The following is a 23,040-nucleotide window of genomic DNA, read 5'->3' on the forward strand; positions in this document are numbered from 1 at the left end:
GGGGAGGACAGGTGGGGCCTGGGTGAGGGCGCGGCCGTCGGGGGTGTGGGCAGTGACGGTGCCGTCGGCTGTTCGGGTGAGGTGGATGTTGCGGTCGTGGATCGCGTGATGGTGGGCGGAGCAGAGCAGTAGGAGTTTGTCGATGTCGGTGTCCCCATCGTGACCCCACGGGGTCAGGTGGTGAATCTGCAACCAGCGGGTGTGGCCGCAGCCGGGGTACTGGCAGTGGCCGTGGTCGCGGGCGTGGACGGCGTCGCGGAGTTTCTGGCCGGGGTGGCGTCGGCGGCGGCCGAGGTAGAGGGGGTTGCCGTCGGAGTCGGTGACCATGCCGCGGAGAAAGCCGTCGCAGCCGAGGCGTTCGATGGTCTGACGGGATAGTCCGATCCCGCCGTCGATGGCGGCCCAGCCGCCGATGCCGATCCGAGCCACCTCCGCCGGCCCCGCAGCACTGCTGTCGGTGGTCGTGTCGCTGTCGCTGGGGTCGGGGAGGGTGGTCAGGTGCACGGTGAGAGTGTGATCGGGGTTCATCAGCCCGGGAGCCGGCCGGTCGAGGAACCCGTCGGCCAACGCGACCAGCGCCTCGGCATCACGTTGACGATCCCGCGCGGTGAACACGCTATCCCCGTCGGGGGGCACCTCATCGGCCTCGGACTCATCCGGCCCGGCCTCGGCTGCCTCGGCATCGCCAGTGGCGGTGAGGGGGGCGGTGGTGTCGAGGCTTGTCCGGGCTGCTTCCAACGCGGCGATCAGCCGGGCGCCTTCGTCCGGGGGCAGGACCGCGGTCACGTGGAGCATGCCATCGTCGTCGGAACGCCACACCAGCCGTTTCGCAGCCCGTCGGATCCTGTCATCACCGCGGGCCTGCCGGACCGACCGCGCCAGCCGTTCGATCTGCCCGGCGGTGCAGAACCGGGCATGGGTCAACCACACCTGCTCGGACCGCGCGTCGGCGACCCGGGTCACCGCCCGCACCTTCGAATAGGACAACGTCCCCGCCGCGAACGCCGCGCGGATAGCGGGAAGCTCCTCCAACGCATGCGCGGTGGCGAGCTGTTCATGGGCGGTGCGTAGACCGATCCCGCATCGCCAGGCCAGCCAGTGGGCGCAGGACGCGATCCCCATCCCCGACCAGCCTTCCCGCCGGTCGAACGCCGCCACCGCAAGCAGCCAGCCACATGTCGCCGCCGCGATCCGCCCCGCCCACCGGCAGATCACCTCCTCTACCTCCGGCAACGGGGCCGCCTCCACATCCACCCCCGTCAGGGCGGACGCCATCGACGACGCGGACGGGACTGCGGGCGACGGGACAGCGGACACTTCCATCATCATGATCACCGGGCCAGGGGTGTCGTCGAACAGCGGACCCGAGGATCGTCGCATCCTCCACCGACAAGATTTGGCCCATGATCCACCAGGGCGGGTTGATCAGCTCCGGGATCGGGACCAAGAGTGGATCATGGTGTTCCGCGGAACTCGATCCGGTCCAGCCTGGCGTCGGGCCCGGAAAGCGTGCGGGGAACGAAGCCGGAAGGTGCGGGAGGCGCGGGAGGTAGTGGCCGCCTCACTGCTGTCCGACGAAACGGCGTCGGCAACGTGCCGCGCGTGGAGGGGAGTCGGGTTCCCACCCACGCGCGGCACGGGTCTTCAGCGCAGGCCGGAGCGGACGAAGCCGCTGACGACGTGGCGCTGCAGCACCAGGTAGATCACGAAGATCGGCAGGCAGGCCAGGCCGGCGGTCGCGGTCAGCGGGCCCCAGTCGTCGCCCTCGGTGGAGCTCATGAAGCTGCGGATGCCGAGCTGCAGCACATCGTTATGCCGCTGCAGGACCAGCGCCGGCCAGAAGTACTCGTTCCAGGCGTTGACGAGCAGCAGGATGCCCAGCGCCGCCAGGGCCGCCCGCAGGTTCGGCACGACCACCGTCCACAGCGTCGACCAGGATGACCGGCCGTCCATCCGTGCCGCCTCCAGCAACTCCTTGGGGAAGCCGTCGAGGTGCTGGCGCAGCAGCAGCACGCCGAGCCCGGAGACGATGTTCGGGACGATCACGCCGGACAGCGTGTTCAGCAGCCCGAGCTGGTGCAGCAGCACGTAGTTCGGCAGCATGGCGACCTGGAACGGCACCAGCCAGCTACCGACGAAAGCCAGGTAGAGCAGCCGCTTGAGCGGGAAGTTCCAGGCGGCGAAGGCGTAGGCGGCGAGCAGGCTGGTCAGGAGCTGCCCGAGCGCCGTGAGTACCGCGACGACGGTCGTGTTGAGCAGCAGCCGCAGGACGTCGATCTCGTCGATCGCCGTGCGGTAGCTGTCGACGGACAGCGGCCACGGCAGCGGGTTGACCTCGTAGACGTCGTTCGGTCGCCGCAGCGACGTCGCATAGAGCCAGTAGATCGGAAATATGCAGGCCAGGCCCAGCACGGCCAGGGTGAGGTGGCCGACGACGACGCGCGTTCTCGATCGACCCCCGGGCGTCTCCGGGGCGTCGAAGTTGGTCATCGGCGCGCCGCCGATCGAAGGTGCGCCGGTGTCCGCGCCGTCGGCACCTTCGGGCGGCGCCGGTTCGGTCACCGACGGTTCGGTGGCGAGTGTCACGGGGCGCCCTCTCAGTCGTCGTGGATGGTGACGCGCTCGGAGATCCACAGCAGCACCGCCGCCACCAGCCCGAACCCGATGAAGAACACCACTCCGGCCGCCGAGGCGAGGCCGGCGTCGAAGCTCTGGATGCCGTACTCCCAGAGCAGGTAGTAGACGTTGGTGGTGGCGTCGACCGGACCGCCCTGGGTGAGCGAGTCGATCAACGGGAACGTCCACTGCGGCGCGAACAGCAGCACCGTGGACAGCACCAGGAACACCAGCGTCGGCGACAGCAGCGGCAGCGTCAGCCAGCGGGTGATCTGCCAGCGCGACGCCCCGTCGACGGAGGCGGCCTCCGCGTAGTCACTGTTGATCGAGGCCAGGCCGGCGGCGACCACGACCACGGCGAACCCGAGGACGTGCCAGCCGGTGATGCCGGTGATGGCGATCAGGGCGGGCCACCGCTCGTGGAACCAGTTCACCGACGAGCCCGTCGCCCGGTTCACCGCCCCGGAGCGGGGGCTGAGCAGCCACTGCCAGACCGCGGCGCTCGCCACCGGCGCGACCAGGAACGGCAGGAAGATCAGTGCCTGGTAGAAGCTGCGCGCCCGGCCACGGACCTCGCGGGAGAGCAGTCCCACCACGACCGGGATGACGATCGTGAACGGCAACAGGCCGATGATCATCAGCAGGGTCCGCCAGACCGACCCCCCCAGCTCGGGCAGGGTGAACAACCGGTGGTAGTTGTCCCAGCCGACCGGGGTCGCGGGCTGTGTCGGCGACAGGTTCCACGAGTAGAACGAGTAGTTCGCCGTCTCCACCAGCGGGCGGTACGTCCAGACGATGAGCATGCCCAGCGCCGGGACGAGGTAGAGGTAGGGCACGACGCCGCGGCCGAGGCGGCGGGCCAGGCGCCGGGCGGTCCGGCCCCGGTCCCCGACGGCTGCCGGCGCCACGATCGGCACCGGCAGCGTGGGGGGAGCGACCTCGACGAACATCCCGCTCATCCCGGAGTGGTCTGCGGTGTGACGCTGCGGATGAACTCCACCATCTCGGCCCTGTCGTTGTTGTAGACGTGGCCGGCGGGTGTCAGCGGGATCGCGGTGGCGACGAACTGGCCGTCGATCAGGTCGATCCGGCTGAAGCCGCCGCCGAGCAGCCCCCGCAGCCGGCCGTCGGGCGGCATCGGGTCGGCGTCGTAGGCGAGCGCGGGGCTGATCCACACGGGGATGCCGGCGAGCGCGCCGGCGCCGGCGTGATGGGCGTGCCCGCTGAGGATCATGTGCACGTCGGTGCCGGCGACGACGTCGGCGAGCCGCTTGGCGGCGGCGAGCCGCAGCAGGTGCACGGTCGGCACCGGGGATGGCAACGGCGGGTGGTGCACGATCAGCAGGGTGCCCCGTGGCGCCGGGGTGGCCAGCACGTCGGCCAGCCAGGCGAGCTGGGCGTCGGTGAGCCAGCCGTCGTGGCGGCCCGGCGTGGTGGAGTCGAGGGCGACCAGGCGCAGGCCGTCAATCAGGTGGACGCTGTCGCAGGGATGGTCGGCCGGCACGCCGGCGCCGTTCAGGAGTTCGGCGCGGAAGGCAAGCCGCTCGTCGTGGTTGCCCATCGCGTAGACGACGGGCGCGTCGAACGTGGCCGCCAGCGGGTCGACGATCTCGCGCAGCCGCCGGTAGGAGGCGGGGGAGCCGTCGTCGGCGAGGTCGCCGGTGAGCAGGATCCCAGCGACCGGACCGGTCGAGGACGCCACCGTCGCGGCGACCGTCTCCAGCAGGGCGAAGGTGTCCACGCGGCCGTGCATCAGCTCGCCGGCTGGCAGCAGGTGGGTGTCGCTCACCTGGATCAGGGTCAGCTCGGCCGGTCCGGTCGTGGTCATCGAACTATGCCTTCGGGAGCAGTGCCGTGCCCTGCTTCTGGGCGGCGGTCAGGGTCGACTGCGGGTCCGCGCCCTGGTACACGATCTTTTCGACCGCCTCCATCATCCCGTCACGGACCTGGATGTAGTTGACGCCGGGAATCGAGATCCACGGCTCCATCCGGTCGAGCTGAGCGATGTTCGGCTTGATCAGCGGGTTGGCCTTGGCCCAGGCGGCGAGTCCGGCCGGGTCATCGACGAGGCCGGTCCGCAGTGGCAGGTAGCCGATCTTGGTGGAGATTGTCTTGTAGGCGTCCTCGCTGGTCAGGAACTTGATCAGCTCCCAGCCGGCGCGCTGCTTGGCCGCGTCGTTGGACAGCACGAACAGTGACGCGCCGGAGTTCGTCGGGACGGTCGGCTTCGCGTCGAAGCTCGGCATCTGCGCGGCGCGCAGGTCCCACTTGCCCTTCGAGCCCTTCACGAACGTGCCCTGGACGGAGCTGGTCTCCAGGATCATGCCGATGTTGCCGGCGGCGAAGCTCGTGTAGGCCTCCTTCTGGCCGAGCACGGGGGTCAGGCCGTCCTTGACCAGGCCCTGGGCCATCTGGACGGCCTGGACGGCGGCGGGCTGCGCGTAGGTCAGGGTGGTGCGGTTCTCCGAGATCACCCGTCCGCCGTTGGAGCGCACCAGGCTCTGGAAGCACCAGTCCTTGGCGATCTTCGTGAGGCAGTCGAGGTACACGCCGTCGTGGTTGGTCTTGTCGACGATCGCCTTGGCGTCCTGCTGGGCCTCGTCCCACGTCGTCGGCGGCTTCGCCGGGTCGAGACCGGCCTCGGCGAAGATGGAGGCGTTGTAGTACAGCACCGGGGTGGAGAAGACGAACGGCACGCCGAAGGTCTTGCCGTCCCAGTCACCGAGGGTCCGCGCGGTCTTGGCGTACGGGTACTTGGCGCCGTCGAAGTTCGCCTGGACGGCGTCCTTGCCGACCAGGTCGTCCAGCGGCTTCACCTTGAGGGAGTGCACGGCGAAGTCGAGGTCGCTGAAGCCGAGCTGCACCACGTCCGGCGGCGAGCCGGCGGCGATCTGGCTCTGCAGGCTCGACACCGTGTCGGTGGCCGGGTTCGGGCTGGAACCCTGCGGCTTCTGCGCGGTGACGTGAATGTTCGGGTGCGCCTTCTCGAACTTGCTGATCAGCTCGTTGAAGGTGTCCGTCCAGGCGCCGGCCTGACCGAAGTTGTAGCTCTCGAAGACGATGGAGACCTTCTGGTCCTGGCCGAGTTCGGGGATCTTGCCGGTGGCCTTCGTCGTCGTGTCGTCGCCACCGCCGCCGGGCGAGCCGCAGGCGGCCAGGACGGACAGTGCGGTGGCGGCCGACAGGGCCACCAGAGAGAACGATCTCCGGGCGAACGGTCTTTTCACGTGCTGCTCCTCGGCGAGGTGACGGTGCGAGCGGGTGAGCTGTGGTGGGCGGCCCGGTGTCAGGTGGCGACGGGGACGCGGGCGGCCGGGATCGGAGCGTCCCGGTCCGGCCGCCAGACGAGCCGGCGTCCCGACTCCCGGTCGAACAGATGGGTGTGCTCGGGGCGGACGGTCAGGACGACGGCCTCGCCGACGGTGAAGCCGGCCGGCCGGCGGGCCCGCACGGCCACCTCGGCCGCGCCGACGCGGCAGTGGGCGATCTCCTCGCTGCCGAGGTTCTCGATGGTGCGCACGGTGCCGCGCAGCGTCGCCTCGGGGGCAGCGCCGTCGCTCGCGGCCGGCCGCAGGCTCAGGTGCTCGGGGCGGATGCCAAGGACGGCGGGTCGCCGCACCTGCTCACCAGGCTCGCCCTGTTTACCCGGCTCGCCCTGTTGACCCGGATCGCCAAGGCCCAGGGGCACGTCCACGCCCGCGGCGACCGCGTGCAGCCGGCCGTCGCGGGCGACGACCTCGGCGTCGAGCAGGTTCATCGGCGGCGAGCCCAGGAAACCGGCGACGAACGCCGACGCCGGGGTGTCGTACACCTCGGTCGGCGTCCCCACCTGCTCCAGGCGGCCGTGGTTGAGCACGGCCACCGACGTCGCCATCGTCATCGCCTCGACCTGGTCGTGGGTGACGTAGACGAACGTCCGCCCGAGCCGGTGGTGCAGCTCGGTGATCTCCGTGCGGGTCGCGGTGCGCAGCTGGGCGTCCAGGTTCGACAGCGGCTCGTCCATCAGGAAGGCACCGGGGTCGCGGACCAGGGCGCGGCCGAGCGCGACGCGCTGGCGCTGGCCGCCGGAGAGCTCCCGCGGCCGGCGGTCGAGCAGCTTGCCGAGGTCGAGGATGTCGGCGACCTCGGCGACCCGCGCGGAGATCTCGGCCCTGCGCTGGCGCCGGGTACGCAGCGGGAACCCGATGTTGCGCGCCACGGTCAGATGCGGGTAGAGCGCGTAGCTCTGGAAGACCATCGCGAGGTCGCGGTCGCGGGCCGGGGTCTCGGTGACGTCGCGCCCGTCCACGAGCACCCGGCCGTCGCTGGGCGGGACCAGGCCGGCGATCATGCGTAGCAGCGTCGACTTTCCGCAGCCGCTGGGGCCGAGGAGGACCAGGAAGTCGCCGTGGGCGACGTCGAGGCTCACCCCGTCGACCGCCCGCACGTCGCCATAGCGGCGCGTGACGTTTTCAACGGTAATGCGGCTCACTGGCTCCCCCTGTGATCCGGCGGCATCTGCCAAACAGCTTTCTATGTCCTGTGCGCGCAGAGGCCGGACCAGTGCCGAACCGGGCTGTCCCCTGGCCGATGAATTCCCGGCGCCCGGTCCGTGTACGTGTCGATTAATTCCGTGTCCACGAGCAGATGCAGTTCAGCATGGCATGGTGAATTGGTGGTGAACGTATCGCGACGAATATGTCGGTGACGGCGCTCGATTGGAGGTTCCTATGGCGCGAGAGGAATTGCTACTGGGGCCTGCGGCGGTCGCGGATCCAGGCGGCGACCGCCGGGCCGATGACGGCGGCATCCTTCGTCCAGGCGAAGTGGTCGCGATGGGCGACGCCGGCGGAGGCGGTGATGTGCCACCGGTCAAGGCGGGCCCGGGGCATGCGGCCGCAGAGGAAGTCGACGTTCGACTTCGGCCCCAGCCGGTCGTCGTCGAGGGAGATGGCCAGCACCGGCAGGTCGAGTTCGGCGAGCAGCCGGTCGTAGTCGCGGGTCGTCCCGGCCGGCCGGTAACGGCTGGTGCGCGAATGCCGGGCCCAGTCCGTCATCACCCGGCCGGGCATGGCGCCGCCGATGAGCATGCCGCCCGGCCAGTAGCCGCGTACCCGCGCGACCAGGCCGATCGTCTGGATCTTCAACAGCGCCTCGGCCCAGCGTCGGAAGCCGAACGCCTTCCAGTACACGGTCCCCGTCCCGATGACGCAGACGCCGGCGATCCCGCCGTCCGCGGTCGGGCCGTCCGCGGTCGGCGCGTGGCGCTGCTCGGCCGTCGCGGCGGCGGTGTGCAGCAGGGCGATCTGGCCGCCGAGGCTGTGCCCGAACAGGTACGGCCGCGACCCGGGGAACCGGGTTCGCACGGCGGCGAGGACGCGCGGCAGGTCGACCTCGATCAGCTCCCGGTAGCCGAAGGTCGGCTGCTCGTGCAGGCCGGGCGTCGACTCGCCCTGGGCGCGCAGGTCCGTCGTCACCACCGACAGACCTGCCGCGTGCAGCGCCCGCGCGATCGGCAGGTAGAACTTCGCCTTCAGCGCCATCGCCGGCAGGATTAGCACGACCGGCGCGCCCGGGTCGTCCTGCGCGAGTACCCGCAGCACGAACGACACCGCGCCGACGCTGTCGACCCGCAGCGCCTCCAACGAGGAGAACTCCGAGCGTCGCGGCGGGGCAGATCCGGTCACGGCGCGGCCGGCGCGGCCGGGGCGGCCGGGGCGGCGAGCTCGGCGACGTAGGCGAAGCGGAAGGTGGCGACCAGGGCGCCGGCGGCGTCGCGCAGCACCGCCTTGCCGTCGAGGTCGACGCGTTCGCCGGGTCCGGCGGCGAGCACCTGGCGCACCGCTCGCTCGTCGACGGTTCCCACCGCGCGCACCAGTCCGCGGGCGGGCCGGCGAAACGACGACCAGCTGTCGCGCACGACGAGCCATTCCACGTCCGCGATCCGGCTGGCCGCCGCCCCGACGAACGCGCACGCCCCGGCGATGTCCGCGGCGAGGAACTGCGCGCCGGCGTGCACGGTGCCGAACTGGTTGGTCAGCTCGGCGCGGTCGGGGATCTGCACGACTGCGTGGTCGGCGTCGACCTGCGTGACCTCGACGCCGACGAACGCGCCGAAGGGAACCACCGTGTTGGCCATCCGCCGGATGTGTTCGAAGTCCGCGGCCGCCTTCCCCGGCTGGGCGAAGACCGAGAATCCGGGCGCTGCCGGGCTCAGGACTGACGGGCTCAGGACTGACGGGTTGCTCATCTGGGTCTCCTACCGTGTGATGGACATGGACCGACGCCGGATGCGGTTCCGCGGAACACCAAGATCCTTGGAACTAGCCGAGGCGGCGGAACACCCGTCGCGCCACCGAGGCTCGCAGCACCTCGGAGGGACCCTCGTAGATGCGGAACGCGCGCGCCTCGACGAGGAAACGGGCCACCAGGTGGTCCTCGCAGACGCCGAGCCCGCCGAAGAGCTGCACGGCCCGGTCGAGCACCCGCCACACCGCCTCGGACACGAATGTCTTCGCGATGGCGGCGTCGTGGCGGGCGATCGAACTGGTTGCCCCGTGGGTGTCCAGTGCCGCGGCGGTGGCATGGACGAGCGCGCGGGCCGCGGCGATGTCGATCTCGTTGTCGGCGACGAGCGCCTGCGCCATGCCGTGCTCGGCGATGGGGGAGCCGAAGGAACGGCGTCCCAGCACCTGCTCGGCGGCCAGCAGGTGCGCGCGCACCGCCAGGCCCAGCCAGTTCATGCAGAACGTCAACCGGGACGGGGCGAGGCGTGCCTGGGCGTACTCGAGCGCCAGACCCACCTCGCCGAGCACGGCGTCGTCGTCGACCCGGCAGTCGTCGAAGGCGACCTCGCAGTGGCCGCCGGGGGCGCTGGTGAAGTCCAGCGTCGGCATCCGGCGCACCACCCGCATGCCCGGGTTGTCCCCGTCGACGAGGAACATCGTCGGGCCGGCGTCGGTGCGCGCGACGCAGATGGTGAAGGCGGCGCCGTCCGCGCCGGTGATGAGATGCTTGGCGCCCGTGATCGACCAGCCGCCGGGGACCCGGGCGGCCAGCGTGCGCAGCATGCTCGGGTCGGATCCGGTGCCCGGCGCGGGTTCGGTCATCGCGATCGCCGAGCGCACCTCGCCGGCGGCGAGCGGCGCCAGGTAGCGTTCGCGCTGGTCCGGGGTGGTGGCGTCGGCGAGCAGATGGATGTTGCCGTCGTCCGGTGCCCAGCAGTGCAGGGCCAGCGGCCCGATGAGGCTCGCGCCCGCCGCGGTGAGCACGTGTGCCTGCCCGCGGAAGTCGAGCCCGAAGCCGCCGTACTCGACGGGCGACAGCGGGCCGAACACGCCTGCGTCCTTCGCCGCCCCGACCAGTTCCAGGCGCAGCGTGTCGTCCATCTGGCGGCCGTCGACGACGATCTCGCGCTCGACGGGGATGACGACGTCCCGGATGAACGTCGCGGTCCGTTCCGCCAGCAGTACGGGATCCGGCGGGCTCGGCGCTTCGGACGGCCTGACGATTGTCTCGCTCACGGTTGCTCCCACCGGTGACAATATGCTGCGTGCGGGGTCATTGTTGCGGTGAACCGCGTGTTCGGTCGCCGGCCATCGACGTTTCCGATGGGGTGATTGCCGTTGTATTGGTCGCTGTTCGGCTGGTGGTCGACATGAGACGGTTCATCGGTGAGTTCGGAATCTCGCTGGACGGTCCTGCGGGTGGACACCGCGACCCTGGCAGCAGAGAACGTGCTGGTGGTCGCACTGGTGGACCCGCGAGGAGAGGCTCTCGAGACCTGGGCGCCGGGCGCCCACGTAGATATTCGCATACCGGCCGGCCAGATCCGCCAGTACTCGTTGTGCGGTGATCCGTCCGATATCAGGTCATGGCGAATAGCGGTGCTCCTGGAAGAGAAAAGCAGGGGCGGATCGCGCTACTTCCATGAACAGGTCGTGAAGGGCACGGAAATCGAGGTCGGCGCTCCGCGAAACAATTTCCCGCTGGTGGCCGGTGGGTCCTATCGGCTGGTGGCCGGCGGCATCGGGATCACCCCCCTGCTGCCGATGCTGGGAGAGCTGGAGCGCCGCGGCGCCGACTGGCGGCTCTACTACGGCGGGCGGGCGCGGCGGCGGATGGCGTTCCTGCCCGAACTCGCCCGTCACCCTGACCGGGTGCGGGTGCTGCCCGAGGACACCGAGGGTCTGCTGCCCGTCGACGACATCGTCGCCGAGCTCGCCGCCGACTCGCGGCTGTACTGCTGCGGGCCGGAGCCGCTGCTGGCCGCCACCGAGCGGGCGTTCGCCGCCCGCGGCGTCGGCAACCTGCACGTCGAGCGGTTCCGCCCCCGCCCGACGGACGACGCCGACGGTGCCGGCGCAATCGACCAGCGGGACTTCGATGTGCTGCTGGCGAGCTCCGGGCGGCTGGTGCGGGTGCGGGCCGGCCAGTCGGTGCTCGACGCGCTCGACCGCGCCGGGCTCGACGTCCCCTCCTCCTGCCGGGAGGGCACCTGCGCGAGCTGCGAGACGACCGTGCTCGACGGCGAGGTCGACCACCGGGACTCGGTGCTGTCGCAGGAGGAACGGGCGACCGGTGCCACGATGATGATCTGCGTCTCCCGGGCGCACTCGGAGCGGCTGACCCTTGACATCTGACCGCCAGGCCCCGACCATCCCGACCACCCCGATCACCCGCTCCGGGCACGCCGTCGTCCTCGGGGCGGGTGTCGGCGGACTGCTCGCCGCGCGGGTCCTGACCGAGCACTTCGAGCGGGTCAGTGTCCTCGACCGCGACGACCTGACCGACCTGCCCGACCCGATCGCCCGGCGTGGGGTGCCGCAGGCCGGGCACCTGCACGCGCTGATGGATCGGGGCCGCCAGATCCTCGAGGACCTGCATCCGGGCCTGGTCGCCGGGCTCGTCGACGCCGGCGCGCCGACCAGCGAGGCGCTCGTCGGCGGCCGCTGGTACCTGCAGGGACGCCGCGTCGGACCGGTCTCGACCGGGCTGACCTCCGTGCTGGCCAGCCGGCCACTGCTGGAACGGGAGCTGCGCCGGCGCACGGCGGCGCTGCCCGGCGTCCGCCTGCTGCCGAGGACGGCGGTGGTCGGACTGGTCGGCGCCGCGCCGGGCGGGGCCGTCACCGGCGTGCGGATCCGCGCGGGCGACGGCGACGGCGCGCCGAGGGTTCTCGCGGCCGAACTCGTGGTCGACGCCAGCGGGCGCAACTCCCGTTCCCTGGACTGGCTGGCCGCCGCCGGGCACCCGACGCCGCCGACGTCCCGCGTCACGGTGGATCTCGGCTACGCCTCCCGGCTCTACCGGCGCCGCCCCGAGGACCTCGACGGCGACCTCAGCGTCATCATCGCCACCACCCCGGGCCTGCGCGGCGGGGGCGCGGCCGCCGTCGAGGGCGACCGTTGGATCGTCACCCTCGCCGGTCTGCTCGGCGAGCATCCCCCGACCGACCACGACGGGTTCCACGCGTTCGCCCGGCGGCTGGCGGCCCCGGACATCGCCGAGCTCATCCGTGCCGCCACCCCCCTCGGCGACGCCGTGCCGTACCGGTTCCGGGAGTCGGTGCGCCGGCACTTCGAGGCCCTGCGCCGCCCACCCGACGGCCTGGTGGTCGTCGGCGACGCCCTGTGCAGCTTCAACCCGCTGTACGCGCAGGGGATGACGGTCGCCGCCCAGCAGGCGCTCGTCCTGCGCGACTGCCTGCGCGCGGGCCTCGGCGGCGGACTACCGGGCCGCTTCTATCGCGCGGTCGGCCCCGTCAACGACGTCGCCTGGGACATGGCGGCCTCGTCGGACCTGCGTTACCCCGCGGTGGTGGGCCGGCGCACCCTGCGGGGCCGGGTCACCGGAAGCTACGCGGCGCGGGCGCAGCGCAGCGCGCACCGCGACCCCGCCGTCGCCCGGACCCTCATGCGCGTCGTGCACCTGACCGAGCCGCCCGCCGCGCTGCTGCGCCCGGCGCTGGCCGCACGCGTACTCGTCCCCGGGGCCGTCGGGGGGCGCGCCCGTCCAGCACCTCACGATCCGTCGTAGAAGGAGCTCAGCATGGTCACCGTCCAACCCGCGCAGTCCGAAGCTCAGGCCCCGCTGCTGGCGAAGCTGTTCGATCCCGCGAACCGGGACGACCCCTACTCCGTCTACACCGAGCTGCGTGCCGCCGGGCCGCTGCACACCGCGGCGTTCGGCCTGCGGGTCGCCAACCGTTACGCGGACTGCGCGGCGGTGCTGGGCAGCCAGGAGTGGGGCCACGACCGCGAGCCCCACCATCTGCATCCGACGATCCCCGCCTCGGCCTTCCCCGCGTCGTTCCTGTGGATGGAGCCGCCGGACCACACCCGGCTGCGCGGCCTGGTGACGAAGGCGTTCACCGCCCGGACCGTGGCGGCGCTGCGGCCCCGCATCGCCGCCCTCGTCGACGAACTGCTCGACAACGCGCTGCGGGCGGGCGAGTTCGACCTCATCGAGACCATCGCCTACCCGTTGCCGCTGACGATCGTCTGCGAGATCCTCGGCGTGCCGGCGGCGGACCACCCGGCGGTGCAGGTCTGGTCGCAGGCGCTGGCCCGCGCCTTCGACCCCGACGTGCTGATGACGCCGGCGGCGCTCGCCGAGCGTAACCGCGCCATCCCCGAGTTCCTGGGCTACTTCCGCGAACTGGTCTCCCGCCGGCGCCGGGAGGCCGCCGGCGACGACCTGATCACCCAGCTTGCCGCCGTCGAGGAGGCCGGCGACCGGCTCACCGAGGAGGAGCTTCTCGGCACCTGCGTGACCCTGATCATCGCCGGCCACGAGACGACGGTGAACCTCGTCGGCAACGGGATGATGGCGCTGATCCGCAACCCCGACCAGGTCGCGCTGCTGCGCGAACGCCCCGAGCTGATCGGCCCGGCGGTCGACGAGCTGCTGCGCTACGACTCGCCCATCCACATGAACACCCGGGCTGCCAAGCGCGAGCTGGTGGTGGCGGGCGAGGTCTTCGCCCCCGGCGAGGGGATCGTCGCGCTCATCGCCTGCGCGAACCGTGACCCGCTGGTGTACGACGACCCGGATCGGCTCGACGTCACCCGCTTCCACACCGCCAGGCCGATCGCCCGGCACCTGTCGTTCAGCCTCGGCCACCACTACTGCCTGGGCGCGCCGCTGGCCCTGCTCGAGATGGAGCTGCTGCTGGCCGGCGTGCTGCGGCGCGTCGCCGACATGGACCTGCTCACCGACCGGCCGCCGTACAAGGCGAACATGCTCATCCGCGGCCTCGCCGAACTCCCCGTGCGTTTCCGCGGCGTCTGAACTACCTGGCGGCGGGGGAGAGGTCGACGGGCAGCGAGCGCAGCCCGCGGTGGATCAGGCTCGGCTGGTAGGACAGTTCATCGGTGGCCAGCGTCAGCGCCGGCGCCCGCTCGACCAGGGTGCGGATCGCGGTCGTCGCCTCCAGCCGGGCCAGCGGCGCGCCCAGACAGTAGTGCAGACCGAGGCTGAAGCCGAGGTGGCGCGGCGAACGGCCGGGCTCGGCGTAGCGGGTGATGTCGAGGCGTTCGCCGCCGTCGAACACGTCGGTGTCGCGGCCCGCCGACCCCATCAGCACGATCGCCCCGTCGCCGCGGCGGAACCGGTGCTCGCCGAGCGTGGTGTCGGTGAGCGCGACCCGCATCGTGAACTGGGTCGGCGTGTCGTAGCGCAGGATCTCCTCCACCGCCGACGGGGCCAGCTCGGGCCGTTCGCGCAGCAGGGCGAGCTGGTCGGGGTGGGCGAGCAGGGCGAGGATGGCGTTGCCGACCAGGTTGATCGACGTCTCCATCCCGGCGACGAGCAGCAGCACGCAGATGCCGAGCACCTCGGCGGCGGTGAGGACCTCGCCGGACTCCTCGACCGCGACGAGCCGGCTAAGCAGATCATCCTGCGGGTCGGCCCGGCGGCGCGCGACGAGGTCGCGCAGGTAGGCGACGACGTTCGCGCCGGCGGAGTCGCGCCGCGCGGCGTCCTCGGCGGACAGCAGGGCGTCGGGATCGGTGCCGCGGGCGATCGCCAGCTCCCAGGAGCGCAGCATCTCGGCGTCGGCCGCCGGCACCCCGAGCAGGCGCTGGCCCACCATCGCCTGGGCCAGCGGCGCGGACAGGTCGCCGATGACGTCGAGCCCGCCGGCGGCGAGCGCCCGGTCCACCAGCGTGTCGACCAGGCTGGTGATCATGGGGGTGAGGTCGGCGACCATCCGGGCGCTGAACGCCTTGTTGACCAGGGTGCGCAGCCGCCGGTGATCCGGCGGGTCCATCCGGATGAACGACCCGGGCAGGCTCGCCTGCTGATCCCAGAAGGGGCTGAGCCGGTCGACGTTGCCGTGCCCCCACGCCTGGCTCTGCAGCACCGCGGCGCAGTCGGCGAACCGGGACATCAGCGTCACCTCGGCGTCGCCCAGACGGACGGGGGTCGGCCCCGGGCCCTGGCGCAGCTGGCGGTAACGCGGGTAGGGATTGATCTGGTGGGCGGCGTCGAAAACGTCGTGGGCGTCGGCCCGAATGCCGTCGGCCTGGTTGCCGTCGGCCTGGTTGCCGTCGGCCCGAATGCCGTCGATCTCCGCTGTGCTCATGAATCCCGCTCCTTCGTGGGCGCCGCCCGGCCGGTGGACACGGGCGTGCGCGCGGAGAAATGCAGGTGGCGGGCGTTATCGTGGGTCGCCGGCGGCGAGGGGTCAAGAGCCCGTCGACCCGGGCCCGGGAGTCCGTATCGGTCGATAAGAGACGGATATCGAATGCGGTCGTTCTCCCGCCCCGGCCTAACATTCAATCGGTATGGGGAGAGCCTGGTATGACGGCTGAACACGTCGAGGTGGCCGTGGATGTGCGCGAGCTGTTCGACCCGCGGCGGCGCAGCGATCCGTACCCGCTGTACCGGGCACTGCGGGAGTCGGGGCGCTGCCACTGGTTGTCTCCGCAGGCACCCAGGATCGGCGTGATCACGCGGCACGGCGACTGCGTCGCCGCCCTGCAGGAGGGCGCCTGGGGCCACGTCCCGAACTCGGGCAGCGCCTTCCGTCCGATGACGGCCACCGACGAGGGGCTACGGTCGATGCTGCGATCGAACCCGCCGACGCACACCCGCCTGCGCCGCCTGGTCAGCCGGGCGTTCACGCCGGCGACGACCGCCCGGTTCCGGCCGATGGCCCAGGCGCTGTCGGCCGAGCTGCTCGACGCCGCCGTCGACCACGGCGAGGTCGACCTCGTCGCCTCGTTCGCCCGGCCCCTGCCGCTGCGGATCATCTGTTCGCTGCTCGGCGTCCCGGTGCGCGACGAGGAGGTCTTCGGCGGCTGGGCGTCGGCGCTGACCCGCGCGCTCGACCCCGACCAACTGCTCGACCCTGCCGAGCGGGTCGCGCGCGCCGAAGCCACTCGGGCGTTCGCCGACTACTTCACCGAGCTGATCGCCCGGCGCCGGGCCGATTCCGGCGACGACCTGCTCAGCGACCTGATCGCCGTGCAGGAGCAGGGCGACCGGCTGACCGCGGCCGAGCTGGTCGAGATCTGCGTCCTGCTCCTCGTCGCCGGCTACGAGACCACGGTCAACCTGGTCGTCAACGCCGTCCTGGCGCTCGCCCGCGACCCCGACCAGTTCGCGGCGCTGCGCGCGCGCCGCGACCTCGCGGCGGCCACCGTCGAGGAGACCCTGCGCCACGACCCGCCGAACCAGTGGACGCTGCGCACCGCGCTGGTGGACACCGAACTCGCCGGGCAGACGTTCCACCCCGGCGACGGTGTCATCGTCGTCACGGCCGCCGCCAACCGCGATCCCGACGTCTTCGCGCGACCCGACGACTTCGACATCACCCGCTACGCCTCGGCCGCCCCGGCGGCGCGCCATCTCGGCTTCGGCCACGGCATCCACTACTGCCTCGGCGCCCCCCTCGCCCGCCTGGAAGCCGAGATCATGCTGGCCGCCCTGCTCGACCGGGTCACCCGGCTGGAGATCACCGCCGCGCCGACCTACCGGCCCCATCTCGCCGTCCGCGGCGTCGACGCCCTGCAGATCCGCCTCCACTCCCGCTGAGCTGCTCGCACCTGCGGTTCGCTGAGGATGACCGCACCAGGGCCGCCGTCAGCCGATCCTCCACAGCCGCACTGTGGTGTCATCGCCACCGGCGGCCAGCTCGCCGCCGTCCGCGGAGACGGCCAGCGCGAGCACCCGGCCGGCGGAGTTGATCAGGATCCGGCCCTGATCGGCCGGGGTGGGCGCGGCGGGAGCGGCGACGGCCCACAGCCGCACCGTGCCGTCCTCGCCGCCGCTGACGAGGGTTCCCCCATCCGCCGTGAACGCCACCGCCGACACCGGGCCGACGTGGCCGATGAGCGGATCGCCGCGTGGAGTGGGCGCGTTGGGTTTGGTCACGTTCCACAGCCGGATCGTGTTGTCGTCGCCGCCGCTGGCCAGGACACTGCCGTCGGGCGAGAACGCCACCGTGCGCAGCTTCCCGGTGTGGCCGGCCAGGGGCCGACCGCGCGGCACGGGGGCGGCCGGGTTCGTCACGTCCCACAACTGGATCGTCCGGTCATTGCCGGCGGTCGCCAGTGTTCGGCCGTCGGGAGAGAATGCCATCGCGCGCACGGCGTCGCTGTCGGCGCGCAGTTCCGGGCTGAGCCAGAGGGGGGCAAGCGGGTCGGCGACGTCCCACAGGCGCATCCGTCCGTCGGCGAGGCCGGCAGCGAGCAGGTAGCTCGTCGGGGAGAATGCCACCGCCTGGACGAAGCGGGGTTGATCCGGAGTCCCCGGCGGGCCCAGCAGCGGTACGCCGACCTTGGGCTTCCCGGGGTCGGCGACGTTCCACAACCGCAGCAGGTTGGCGTCGTCACCGGTGGCCAGGATGCGTCCGTCGGCGGAGAACGCGACCGTGAGCATGGAGCCGAGTCCGCCCGTGAGCGGGTCGAGTCGCCGCGGCTCGGCGGGGATCGTGGTATCCCACCGTTGCACGGTGTCGTCGTCGCTGCCCGCCACAAGCGCGGCGCCGACCGGCGAAAACGCCACCGCCTGTACCCGCGCCGACGCGCCGATCAGACGGGTCGCCCGCGGCGAGAACGTCGCCCCCCATGAGGTGCGGACCATGGCGGATGGGGTGCCGGCCGGGACCGTGCGGGGGCTGGTCGTGGGAGACGTGGCGACGGCGGGATGCTGCCTGCCGGCGCGGTCGACGGCGAGGGTGATGCCGAGGGTCGTGGGCAGGACGATGACGACGGCAGCGGCCAGCAGGACGAGGCCTCCCCGTGCCCGCCCGGAGTGCCGCGGCAGCGCGTGCCGGGAGCGGGTCGGCGCATGGTCGGCGGGCCGCGGCCCGGGTATGGGCCGGCCGGGGAAGCGGGGCTGGGCCGGGCGGAGCTGAGCGGGCACGCCGGGGAACGCCGGGCGGCGTGGGGGTTTGCCGCGCCGGCCCGCGGCGGCGGCGAGCAGCCGGGCCTGGGCGGTGCCGGCGTCGACATCGAACAGGTCGATCGTGACGAGCTGGGCGAGCAGGCCCGGCCGGCGGCAGTTCTCGACCCGGCAGGCCAGCAGCCGGCGGTCCCGGCCGGTGGGGTCGCTGGCCCAGACGGCTTGCCATTCGGCGGCCGCGAAGGCGGATGCCAGGTAGGAGTCGGAGAGCACAGCGACCGTGCGGGCAGCCCGTTCGGTGGCCTGATGCATTTCAGTCACGAAGTGGGCGCCTGGAGTGAAGTCCCAGCTCTGGATCCGGGTGCTGTGGCCGGCATCCTCCAGAGTCCAGGCGATCCACTCGGCCCAGCGTGCGTCGGCGCCGGTGTACGACACGAAGAAGTCGACCTGGCGTGGACTGATGCCTGATGTGTCAGGCTGGTCGATATCCGTGACCATATCCGCAGTTTGTCAGAATTTCGGACGGATGGCAGGCGCCGAATTCGTGTCGCTCGAGCGGGACCGGGCGCCTCGAGGGCGAGGTGGCGGCACCGTCGTGCAACCCGTGGCAGCACAGGGTCTTGACTGAGACGTCAATGTGACGCCACAATGGCGTCATGGATCTTGCGCCGTATGTCGAGAACCTGCGTCACGAGCTCGCGGTCGCCGCGCAGGCGGGGGGTGCAGACGCGCTTGCGCTGGCCGAACGGCTCGTCGGCACCTTGGACGCGGCCACCCGGCTCGCTCTGCTAGAGGCGCTGTCGGCGGCCGCGGACGAGATCAGCCTCAAGTTGGCGCCGGGGTCGGTCGATGTGCGGCTGCGCGGCCGAGACGCCGACTTCGTGGTGACGCCACCGCCGACGCTGCCACCCGCCGAAAGTGACGTCATCGATGGCATCACTTGGTCGACCGGGATCGTGCCTGCCGGGGCCGGGCCGGTCGGGACTGGGATTGGTGGGGAGACCGGGCCGGACGCGGCGGAGGGCGACGAGGGGCGGACGTCGCGGATCACGCTGCGCGTCCCGGAGCAGCTCAAACCGCGCATCGACGAGGCGGCCGACCGCGCGGGGTTGTCGGTCAACGCCTGGCTCGTGCGCGCCGTCGGCGCCGCGCTCGACCCCGGCGCGCTGCCCGGACGCTCCGCGGTAGGGGGCGCTGATCAGCACGGGCGCCGGTACCGCGGGTGGGTCCGTTAGCCGGCCGTGGGGCCGGGTCGATCACTGTCGATCACTGTCGATCACTGAAGAAGGAGCTGCACCATGCCGAGTTTCGACACCCCCGAACCGATCCTCGCCGTCATCAAGCTGGGCGCGGGCGGTCTGCTGATCCGGGCCAGCGATCGTGCCGACACGGTCGTGGAGGTGCGCCCGGCCGAGCCGGCCAGCGACGCCGACGTGCAGGCAGCCCGGGAGACCGTCGTCGAGTACGCCGCCGGCCAGCTGACGATCCGGGCACCGAGCAGGCGCCTGCGTTCCCTGCTCGGGACCGGCGAGGCGGTCGAGGTGACGGTCGACCTGCCCACCGACTCGCGCCTCGACGCGAGCGCGGGGACGGGTATCCAGGCCACGGGCCGCCTGGGTGACTGCACAGTCCAGGTCGCCCGCGGCGGTATCGACCTCGACGAGACCGCCGACCTGCGGCTGCGTACCGCCAACGGGGACGTCTTCGTGGGCCGCTGCCGGGGGCGCGCCGACGTCCAGACCGCCAACGGCGCGATCCGGATCCAGCAGCTCGACGGCCCGGTGGCGGTCCAGGCGGCGAGCGGCGCGATCACCCTCGGCGAGGCGGCGGACGACGTGCGGGTCGCCACCGCCGCCGGCGCCGTCAGCATCAACCGGGCGCTGGCGAGCGTCGAGGCCAGGACCGGTTCGGCCGACATCCGCCTCGGCGAGGTCGTGCGGGGCACGGTCGCTCTTGTGACCGGATCCGGCCGGCTCGACATCGGCGTGCGGGAGGGCACGGCCGCCCTGCTCGACCTCCGCTCGGGCGATGGCACCGTGCGCAGCGAGATCGCCGCCGTCGACCGCCCGGCCCCGACCGACGAGACCGTCGAGATCCGCGCCCTCTCCGGCCGCGGCAACATCCTGGTCCACCGCTGCCGGGCCGCCTTCCCGCCGGCGCTGGCCAGGTAGGCGGGACGGCCGGGCGGTGGGGCGGTCAGCCGCGCACGTGCAGTCCGAAACCCGTGCGGCCCGCGGGCTCCAGTCCCTCCTTCAGGTGCAGCGAGCCGATCTCGTAGTCACCGAAGTTCTGCCGCCGGAACGCGATCGGCTCGGTCGACTCCAGAGTGAGCAGGCGCTGTTCCCAGGCCCTGGCGACGTCCGGGTAGTCCTCGCCGGTCAGCCGGTCGGTGCCGTACAGCACGAACGGCGGCAGCACCTCGAGGCCCGGGTAGTACAGGATGCCGTGGTGGATCGGGAACAGCAGATCGTCGATGGGGCCGTTGATCCCGCGAGCGGCGTAATGCGACTTCGGGCCGCCGGCGGTCACCGACAGCAGAGCCTTCCTGCCCGCCAGGGTGCCCTCGCCGAAGCGTTCGCCGTACCTGGTGTCGCTGTGCTCGCCGACGCCGTAGGCGAAGTGGTAGGTGAACACCCGGTCCACCCAGCCCTTGAGGATCGCGGGCATCGTGTACCACCACAGCGGGAACTGGAAGATGATCGTGTCGGCCCACCGCAGCGTCTCCTGCTCGGCGAGGACGTCCGGAGTGAGCGTCCCGGCGTCGAAGGCCCGGCCCGAGTCCAGGGCGACCTTCAGCGGGCCTGAGGCGTCGGGGCCGTAGTCCGCGGCGTCCACGACCGCCTTCCAGTTCATCGCGTACAGATCGCTCACCCGTACCTCGTGCCCGGCGGTCTCCAACGTGGACACCGCGAGGTCCTTCAGCGCGCCGTTGAGCGACGTCGGCTCCGGGTGGGCGTAGACGATCAGCGTCTTCATGGGAACTCCTTCGGATCGGGTGCCCTCGATCCTGGGCGCCGCGGCGCCCGGCGTTCAGGGGCGCCGCTTCCATCGGACGGGACTTCCTGGTAGCGGCAGGACCACCTTCACGGGCACCACCGAAGGCCATACTCGGGGGCATGGACGATCTTGCGGGCTTCCTGCGGACCCGGCGGTCCCGGGTCGACCCGGCGGGCGTCGGCATCCCCACCGACAGGCGTCGCCGGGTCGAAGGGCTGCGCCGCGAAGAGGTCGCGCACCTGTCCGGAGTCAGCGTCGACTACTACGTACGCCTGGAGCAGGGCCGCGCGACCCAGCCTTCCGAGCAGGTTCTCGACGCGCTCGCCCGCGTCCTCGGCCTCGACGAGACCGAACGCGGGCACCTGCACCGGCTCGCCCGGCAGCGCCGCCCCCGCGCGAAGGCGCCGGGCGGGCGGGTCCGGCCGGAGCTGGCGCGCGTCCTGGACCTGGTCACCGACGCACCAGCGCTGATCATGGACCACCGCCTGGACGTGCTCGCCGGGAACCGCCTCGCCGGGCTCCTGCTCGGCCGGCCGATACCGGGACTGAACACCGCCCGGCACATCTTCCTTGAGGAGGCCGAGCGCGGCCTTTACGCGGACTGGGAGACATGCACCCTCGACGTGGTCGGGCACCTGCGCCTGGCCGCCGGCAAATATCCCGAGGACCCCCGCCTGGCCTCGCTCATCGGCGAGCTGGCGATGGGCAGCGAACGCTTCCGCCGCCTCTGGGCCCGCGCGGACGTGCGCGCCCGCACACATGGACGCAAGGTGTACCGGCACCCGCTGGTCGGACTGCTGGAACTACACCAGGAGAACTTCGCACCACCAGACGAGTCAGGCATGGAGCTGCTGGTGCTGTCCGCGGCCCCCGACAGCCCCGCCGAGGACGGGCTGCGCCTGCTCGCGGGCCTGGGCGCGGACGCTGTACCAGCCGACCCGGTGGTCGGAGCGCCCCGTGTCGATTGATTCAACATTGTGATTGTAGATGGAACGTTGGTATTTTTCCGAGTCGATGGGCCTACCTCGGCCTACGCAACTCCGGGCCAGGTTATGAACAGGTGACGCGATGGCGTCGCAGCGCACTCGTCTGTTTGTCTCGTCTTCCTCTGCGTAGTACTGACCGTGGTCGGTTGATCCCCTAGCCTGACGCTGATCTTCAGCGAGGGTCCACGCTGATTCCTTCGTAACTGCCGGAGGTTCCACCTTGTCCGTTCTCACCCGTGTCCGGCGTTCGCGCCTGGCGCTGGGCTCCCTCGGCGCGGCCAGCCTGGCGGCCGCCCTGTTCGGAGTGTGGGCTGCCGCGCCCGCCCAGGCCGCGAGCCTGCCGGCGCCCGACCACGTCGTCGTGGTGATGCTCGAGAACCACGCCTACTCGCAGGTCATCGGATCCTCCAGCGCGCCGTACATCAACTCGCTGAAGAACGGCGGCGCGAACCTCACCGCCTCCTACGGCCTGACCCACCCCAGCCAGCCCAACTACGTCGCGCTGTTCTCCGGCGGCACCCAGGGCGTCACCGACGACGCCTGCTACACCCCGGGATTCAGCAGCGCCGCCAACCTCGGCTCCGAACTCATCGCCGCCGGCAAGACGTTCGGCAGCTACAACGAGGGCCTGCCGTCGGCCGGGTCGACGGTCTGCACGAACAGCTCCACCAAGTACGCCCGCAAGCACAACCCGTGGTTCGCCTTCAGCAATGTGCCGACGAGCACCGCGCACACCTTCGCGCAGTTCCCGACGAACTACTCGACGCTGCCGAAGGTCTCGTTCGTCGTCCCGAACCTGTGCAACGACATGCACGACTGCTCGGTCGCCACGGGCGACACCTGGCTGCAGAACAACCTGGGCGCCTACGCCACCTGGGCGAAGACCCACAACAGCGTGCTCGTGGTCACCTTCGACGAGGACAACAAGCAGAGCGGCAACCGGATCCCCACCGTGTTCTACGGCGAGCACGTCACCGTGGGCAGCAGCACGTCGACGACCTACAACCACTACAACCTGCTGCGCACCCTGGAGGACCTCGCGGGCCTGACGGCGCACGCCGGCAACGCCTCGAGCGCCGCGGACATCACCGGCATCTGGAGCTAACGGCCC

20 protein-coding genes are annotated in these 23,040 nt (G+C 71.7%); 8 read left to right on the forward strand and 12 right to left on the reverse strand.

Annotation, left to right across the window (positions count from 1 at the left end; translation table 11 throughout):
- From NBZ83_RS09965 to NBZ83_RS10005, 9 genes are all read right to left on the reverse strand, one after another.
- A partial coding sequence (locus NBZ83_RS09965) for an HNH endonuclease (protein WP_438803303.1) occupies positions 1–1,275 on the reverse strand: 1,275 nt, incomplete at its 3' end.
- Positions 1,276–1,644: 369 nt separating this feature from the next.
- Positions 1,645–2,586, reverse strand: coding sequence for a carbohydrate ABC transporter permease (locus tag NBZ83_RS09970; protein WP_261574813.1), 942 nt, complete (start codon positions 2,584–2,586; stop codon positions 1,645–1,647).
- Positions 2,587–2,597: 11 nt separating this feature from the next.
- Positions 2,598–3,575 (reverse strand): carbohydrate ABC transporter permease, encoded by a 978-nt coding sequence (locus NBZ83_RS09975; protein ID WP_261566826.1) that lies wholly within the window; start codon positions 3,573–3,575, stop codon positions 2,598–2,600.
- On the reverse strand, positions 3,572–4,444 hold the full coding sequence (locus NBZ83_RS09980; RefSeq protein ID WP_261566827.1) for a metallophosphoesterase: 873 nt from the start codon (positions 4,442–4,444) through the stop codon (positions 3,572–3,574). The genes NBZ83_RS09975 and NBZ83_RS09980 overlap by 4 nt, the downstream gene beginning before the upstream one ends.
- A 4-nt stretch (positions 4,445–4,448) precedes the next feature.
- A complete protein-coding gene (locus NBZ83_RS09985; protein WP_261574814.1) occupies positions 4,449–5,843 on the reverse strand; it encodes an ABC transporter substrate-binding protein in 1,395 nt (464 codons plus the stop codon).
- Between the two features lie 59 nt (positions 5,844–5,902).
- Positions 5,903–7,087 (reverse strand): ABC transporter ATP-binding protein, encoded by a 1,185-nt coding sequence (locus NBZ83_RS09990; RefSeq protein WP_261566829.1) that lies wholly within the window; start codon positions 7,085–7,087, stop codon positions 5,903–5,905.
- 256 nt (positions 7,088–7,343) lie between these two features.
- Positions 7,344–8,282, reverse strand: a complete 939-nt coding sequence (locus tag NBZ83_RS09995; protein WP_438803166.1) for an alpha/beta hydrolase family protein — start codon at positions 8,280–8,282, stop codon at positions 7,344–7,346.
- Complete coding sequence (locus NBZ83_RS10000; RefSeq protein ID WP_261574815.1) at positions 8,279–8,845, reverse strand: PaaI family thioesterase; 567 nt, start codon at positions 8,843–8,845, stop codon at positions 8,279–8,281. Before NBZ83_RS10000 ends, NBZ83_RS09995 begins: the two co-directional genes overlap by 4 nt.
- Positions 8,846–8,918: 73 nt before the next feature.
- Positions 8,919–10,118 (reverse strand): acyl-CoA dehydrogenase family protein, encoded by a 1,200-nt coding sequence (locus tag NBZ83_RS10005; protein WP_261574816.1) that lies wholly within the window; start codon positions 10,116–10,118, stop codon positions 8,919–8,921.
- Between the two features lie 150 nt (positions 10,119–10,268).
- Between NBZ83_RS10005 and NBZ83_RS10010 the strand changes: the two genes are divergently transcribed.
- The 3 genes from NBZ83_RS10010 to NBZ83_RS10020 are packed head-to-tail and all read left to right on the forward strand — an operon-like array spanning position 10,269 to position 13,887.
- Complete coding sequence (locus tag NBZ83_RS10010; RefSeq protein WP_261566832.1) at positions 10,269–11,237, forward strand: PDR/VanB family oxidoreductase; 969 nt, start codon at positions 10,269–10,271, stop codon at positions 11,235–11,237.
- Positions 11,227–12,633, forward strand: coding sequence for an FAD-dependent oxidoreductase (locus tag NBZ83_RS10015; protein ID WP_261566833.1), 1,407 nt, complete (start codon positions 11,227–11,229; stop codon positions 12,631–12,633). Before NBZ83_RS10010 ends, NBZ83_RS10015 begins: the two co-directional genes overlap by 11 nt.
- A gap of 12 nt (positions 12,634–12,645) precedes the next feature.
- Entirely contained in the window at positions 12,646–13,887 is a 1,242-nt protein-coding gene (locus tag NBZ83_RS10020; protein ID WP_261566834.1) for a cytochrome P450, read from the forward strand.
- A gap of 1 nt (position 13,888) precedes the next feature.
- Here NBZ83_RS10020 and NBZ83_RS10025 read toward each other — a convergent pair whose 3' ends face one another.
- A complete protein-coding gene (locus NBZ83_RS10025) occupies positions 13,889–15,181 on the reverse strand; it encodes a cytochrome P450 (protein ID WP_261574817.1) in 1,293 nt (430 codons plus the stop codon).
- Between the two features lie 218 nt (positions 15,182–15,399).
- Between NBZ83_RS10025 and NBZ83_RS10030 the strand changes: the two genes are divergently transcribed.
- Positions 15,400–16,635, forward strand: a complete 1,236-nt coding sequence (locus NBZ83_RS10030) for a cytochrome P450 (protein ID WP_261566836.1) — start codon at positions 15,400–15,402, stop codon at positions 16,633–16,635.
- Between the two features lie 48 nt (positions 16,636–16,683).
- Here NBZ83_RS10030 and NBZ83_RS10035 read toward each other — a convergent pair whose 3' ends face one another.
- Positions 16,684–18,444 carry a toll/interleukin-1 receptor domain-containing protein gene (locus NBZ83_RS10035; protein ID WP_261566837.1) on the reverse strand — a complete coding sequence of 587 codons (1,761 nt, stop codon included), beginning with the start codon at positions 18,442–18,444 and terminating at the stop codon, positions 16,684–16,686.
- A 158-nt stretch (positions 18,445–18,602) separates the two neighbouring features.
- On the opposite strand from NBZ83_RS10035, the gene NBZ83_RS10040 reads away from it, so the two are divergent.
- Positions 18,603–19,181, forward strand: coding sequence for a hypothetical protein (locus NBZ83_RS10040; RefSeq protein WP_261574818.1), 579 nt, complete (start codon positions 18,603–18,605; stop codon positions 19,179–19,181).
- 63 nt (positions 19,182–19,244) lie between these two features.
- On the forward strand, positions 19,245–20,117 hold the full coding sequence (locus tag NBZ83_RS10045; RefSeq protein ID WP_261574819.1) for a DUF4097 family beta strand repeat-containing protein: 873 nt from the start codon (positions 19,245–19,247) through the stop codon (positions 20,115–20,117).
- 25 nt (positions 20,118–20,142) lie between these two features.
- Here the strand turns inward: NBZ83_RS10045 and NBZ83_RS10050 are convergent, their stop codons facing one another.
- The gene (locus NBZ83_RS10050) at positions 20,143–20,922 is read right to left on the reverse strand and encodes an NAD(P)H-dependent oxidoreductase (protein WP_261566840.1); all 780 of its coding nucleotides are present in this window, start codon (positions 20,920–20,922) and stop codon (positions 20,143–20,145) included.
- A 140-nt stretch (positions 20,923–21,062) separates the two neighbouring features.
- Here NBZ83_RS10050 and NBZ83_RS10055 point away from each other — a divergent pair, with 140 nt between their 5' ends.
- Positions 21,063–21,911 (forward strand): helix-turn-helix transcriptional regulator, encoded by an 849-nt coding sequence (locus NBZ83_RS10055; protein ID WP_261566841.1) that lies wholly within the window; start codon positions 21,063–21,065, stop codon positions 21,909–21,911.
- A 238-nt stretch (positions 21,912–22,149) separates the two neighbouring features.
- Positions 22,150–23,034 (forward strand): alkaline phosphatase family protein, encoded by an 885-nt coding sequence (locus NBZ83_RS10060; protein WP_261574820.1) that lies wholly within the window; start codon positions 22,150–22,152, stop codon positions 23,032–23,034.
- The last annotated feature ends 6 nt before the right edge of the window (positions 23,035–23,040 follow it).

It is taken from the genome of Frankia gtarii (genome assembly GCF_025403375.1).
GTDB lineage: Bacteria > Actinomycetota > Actinomycetes > Frankiales > Frankiaceae > Frankia > Frankia gtarii.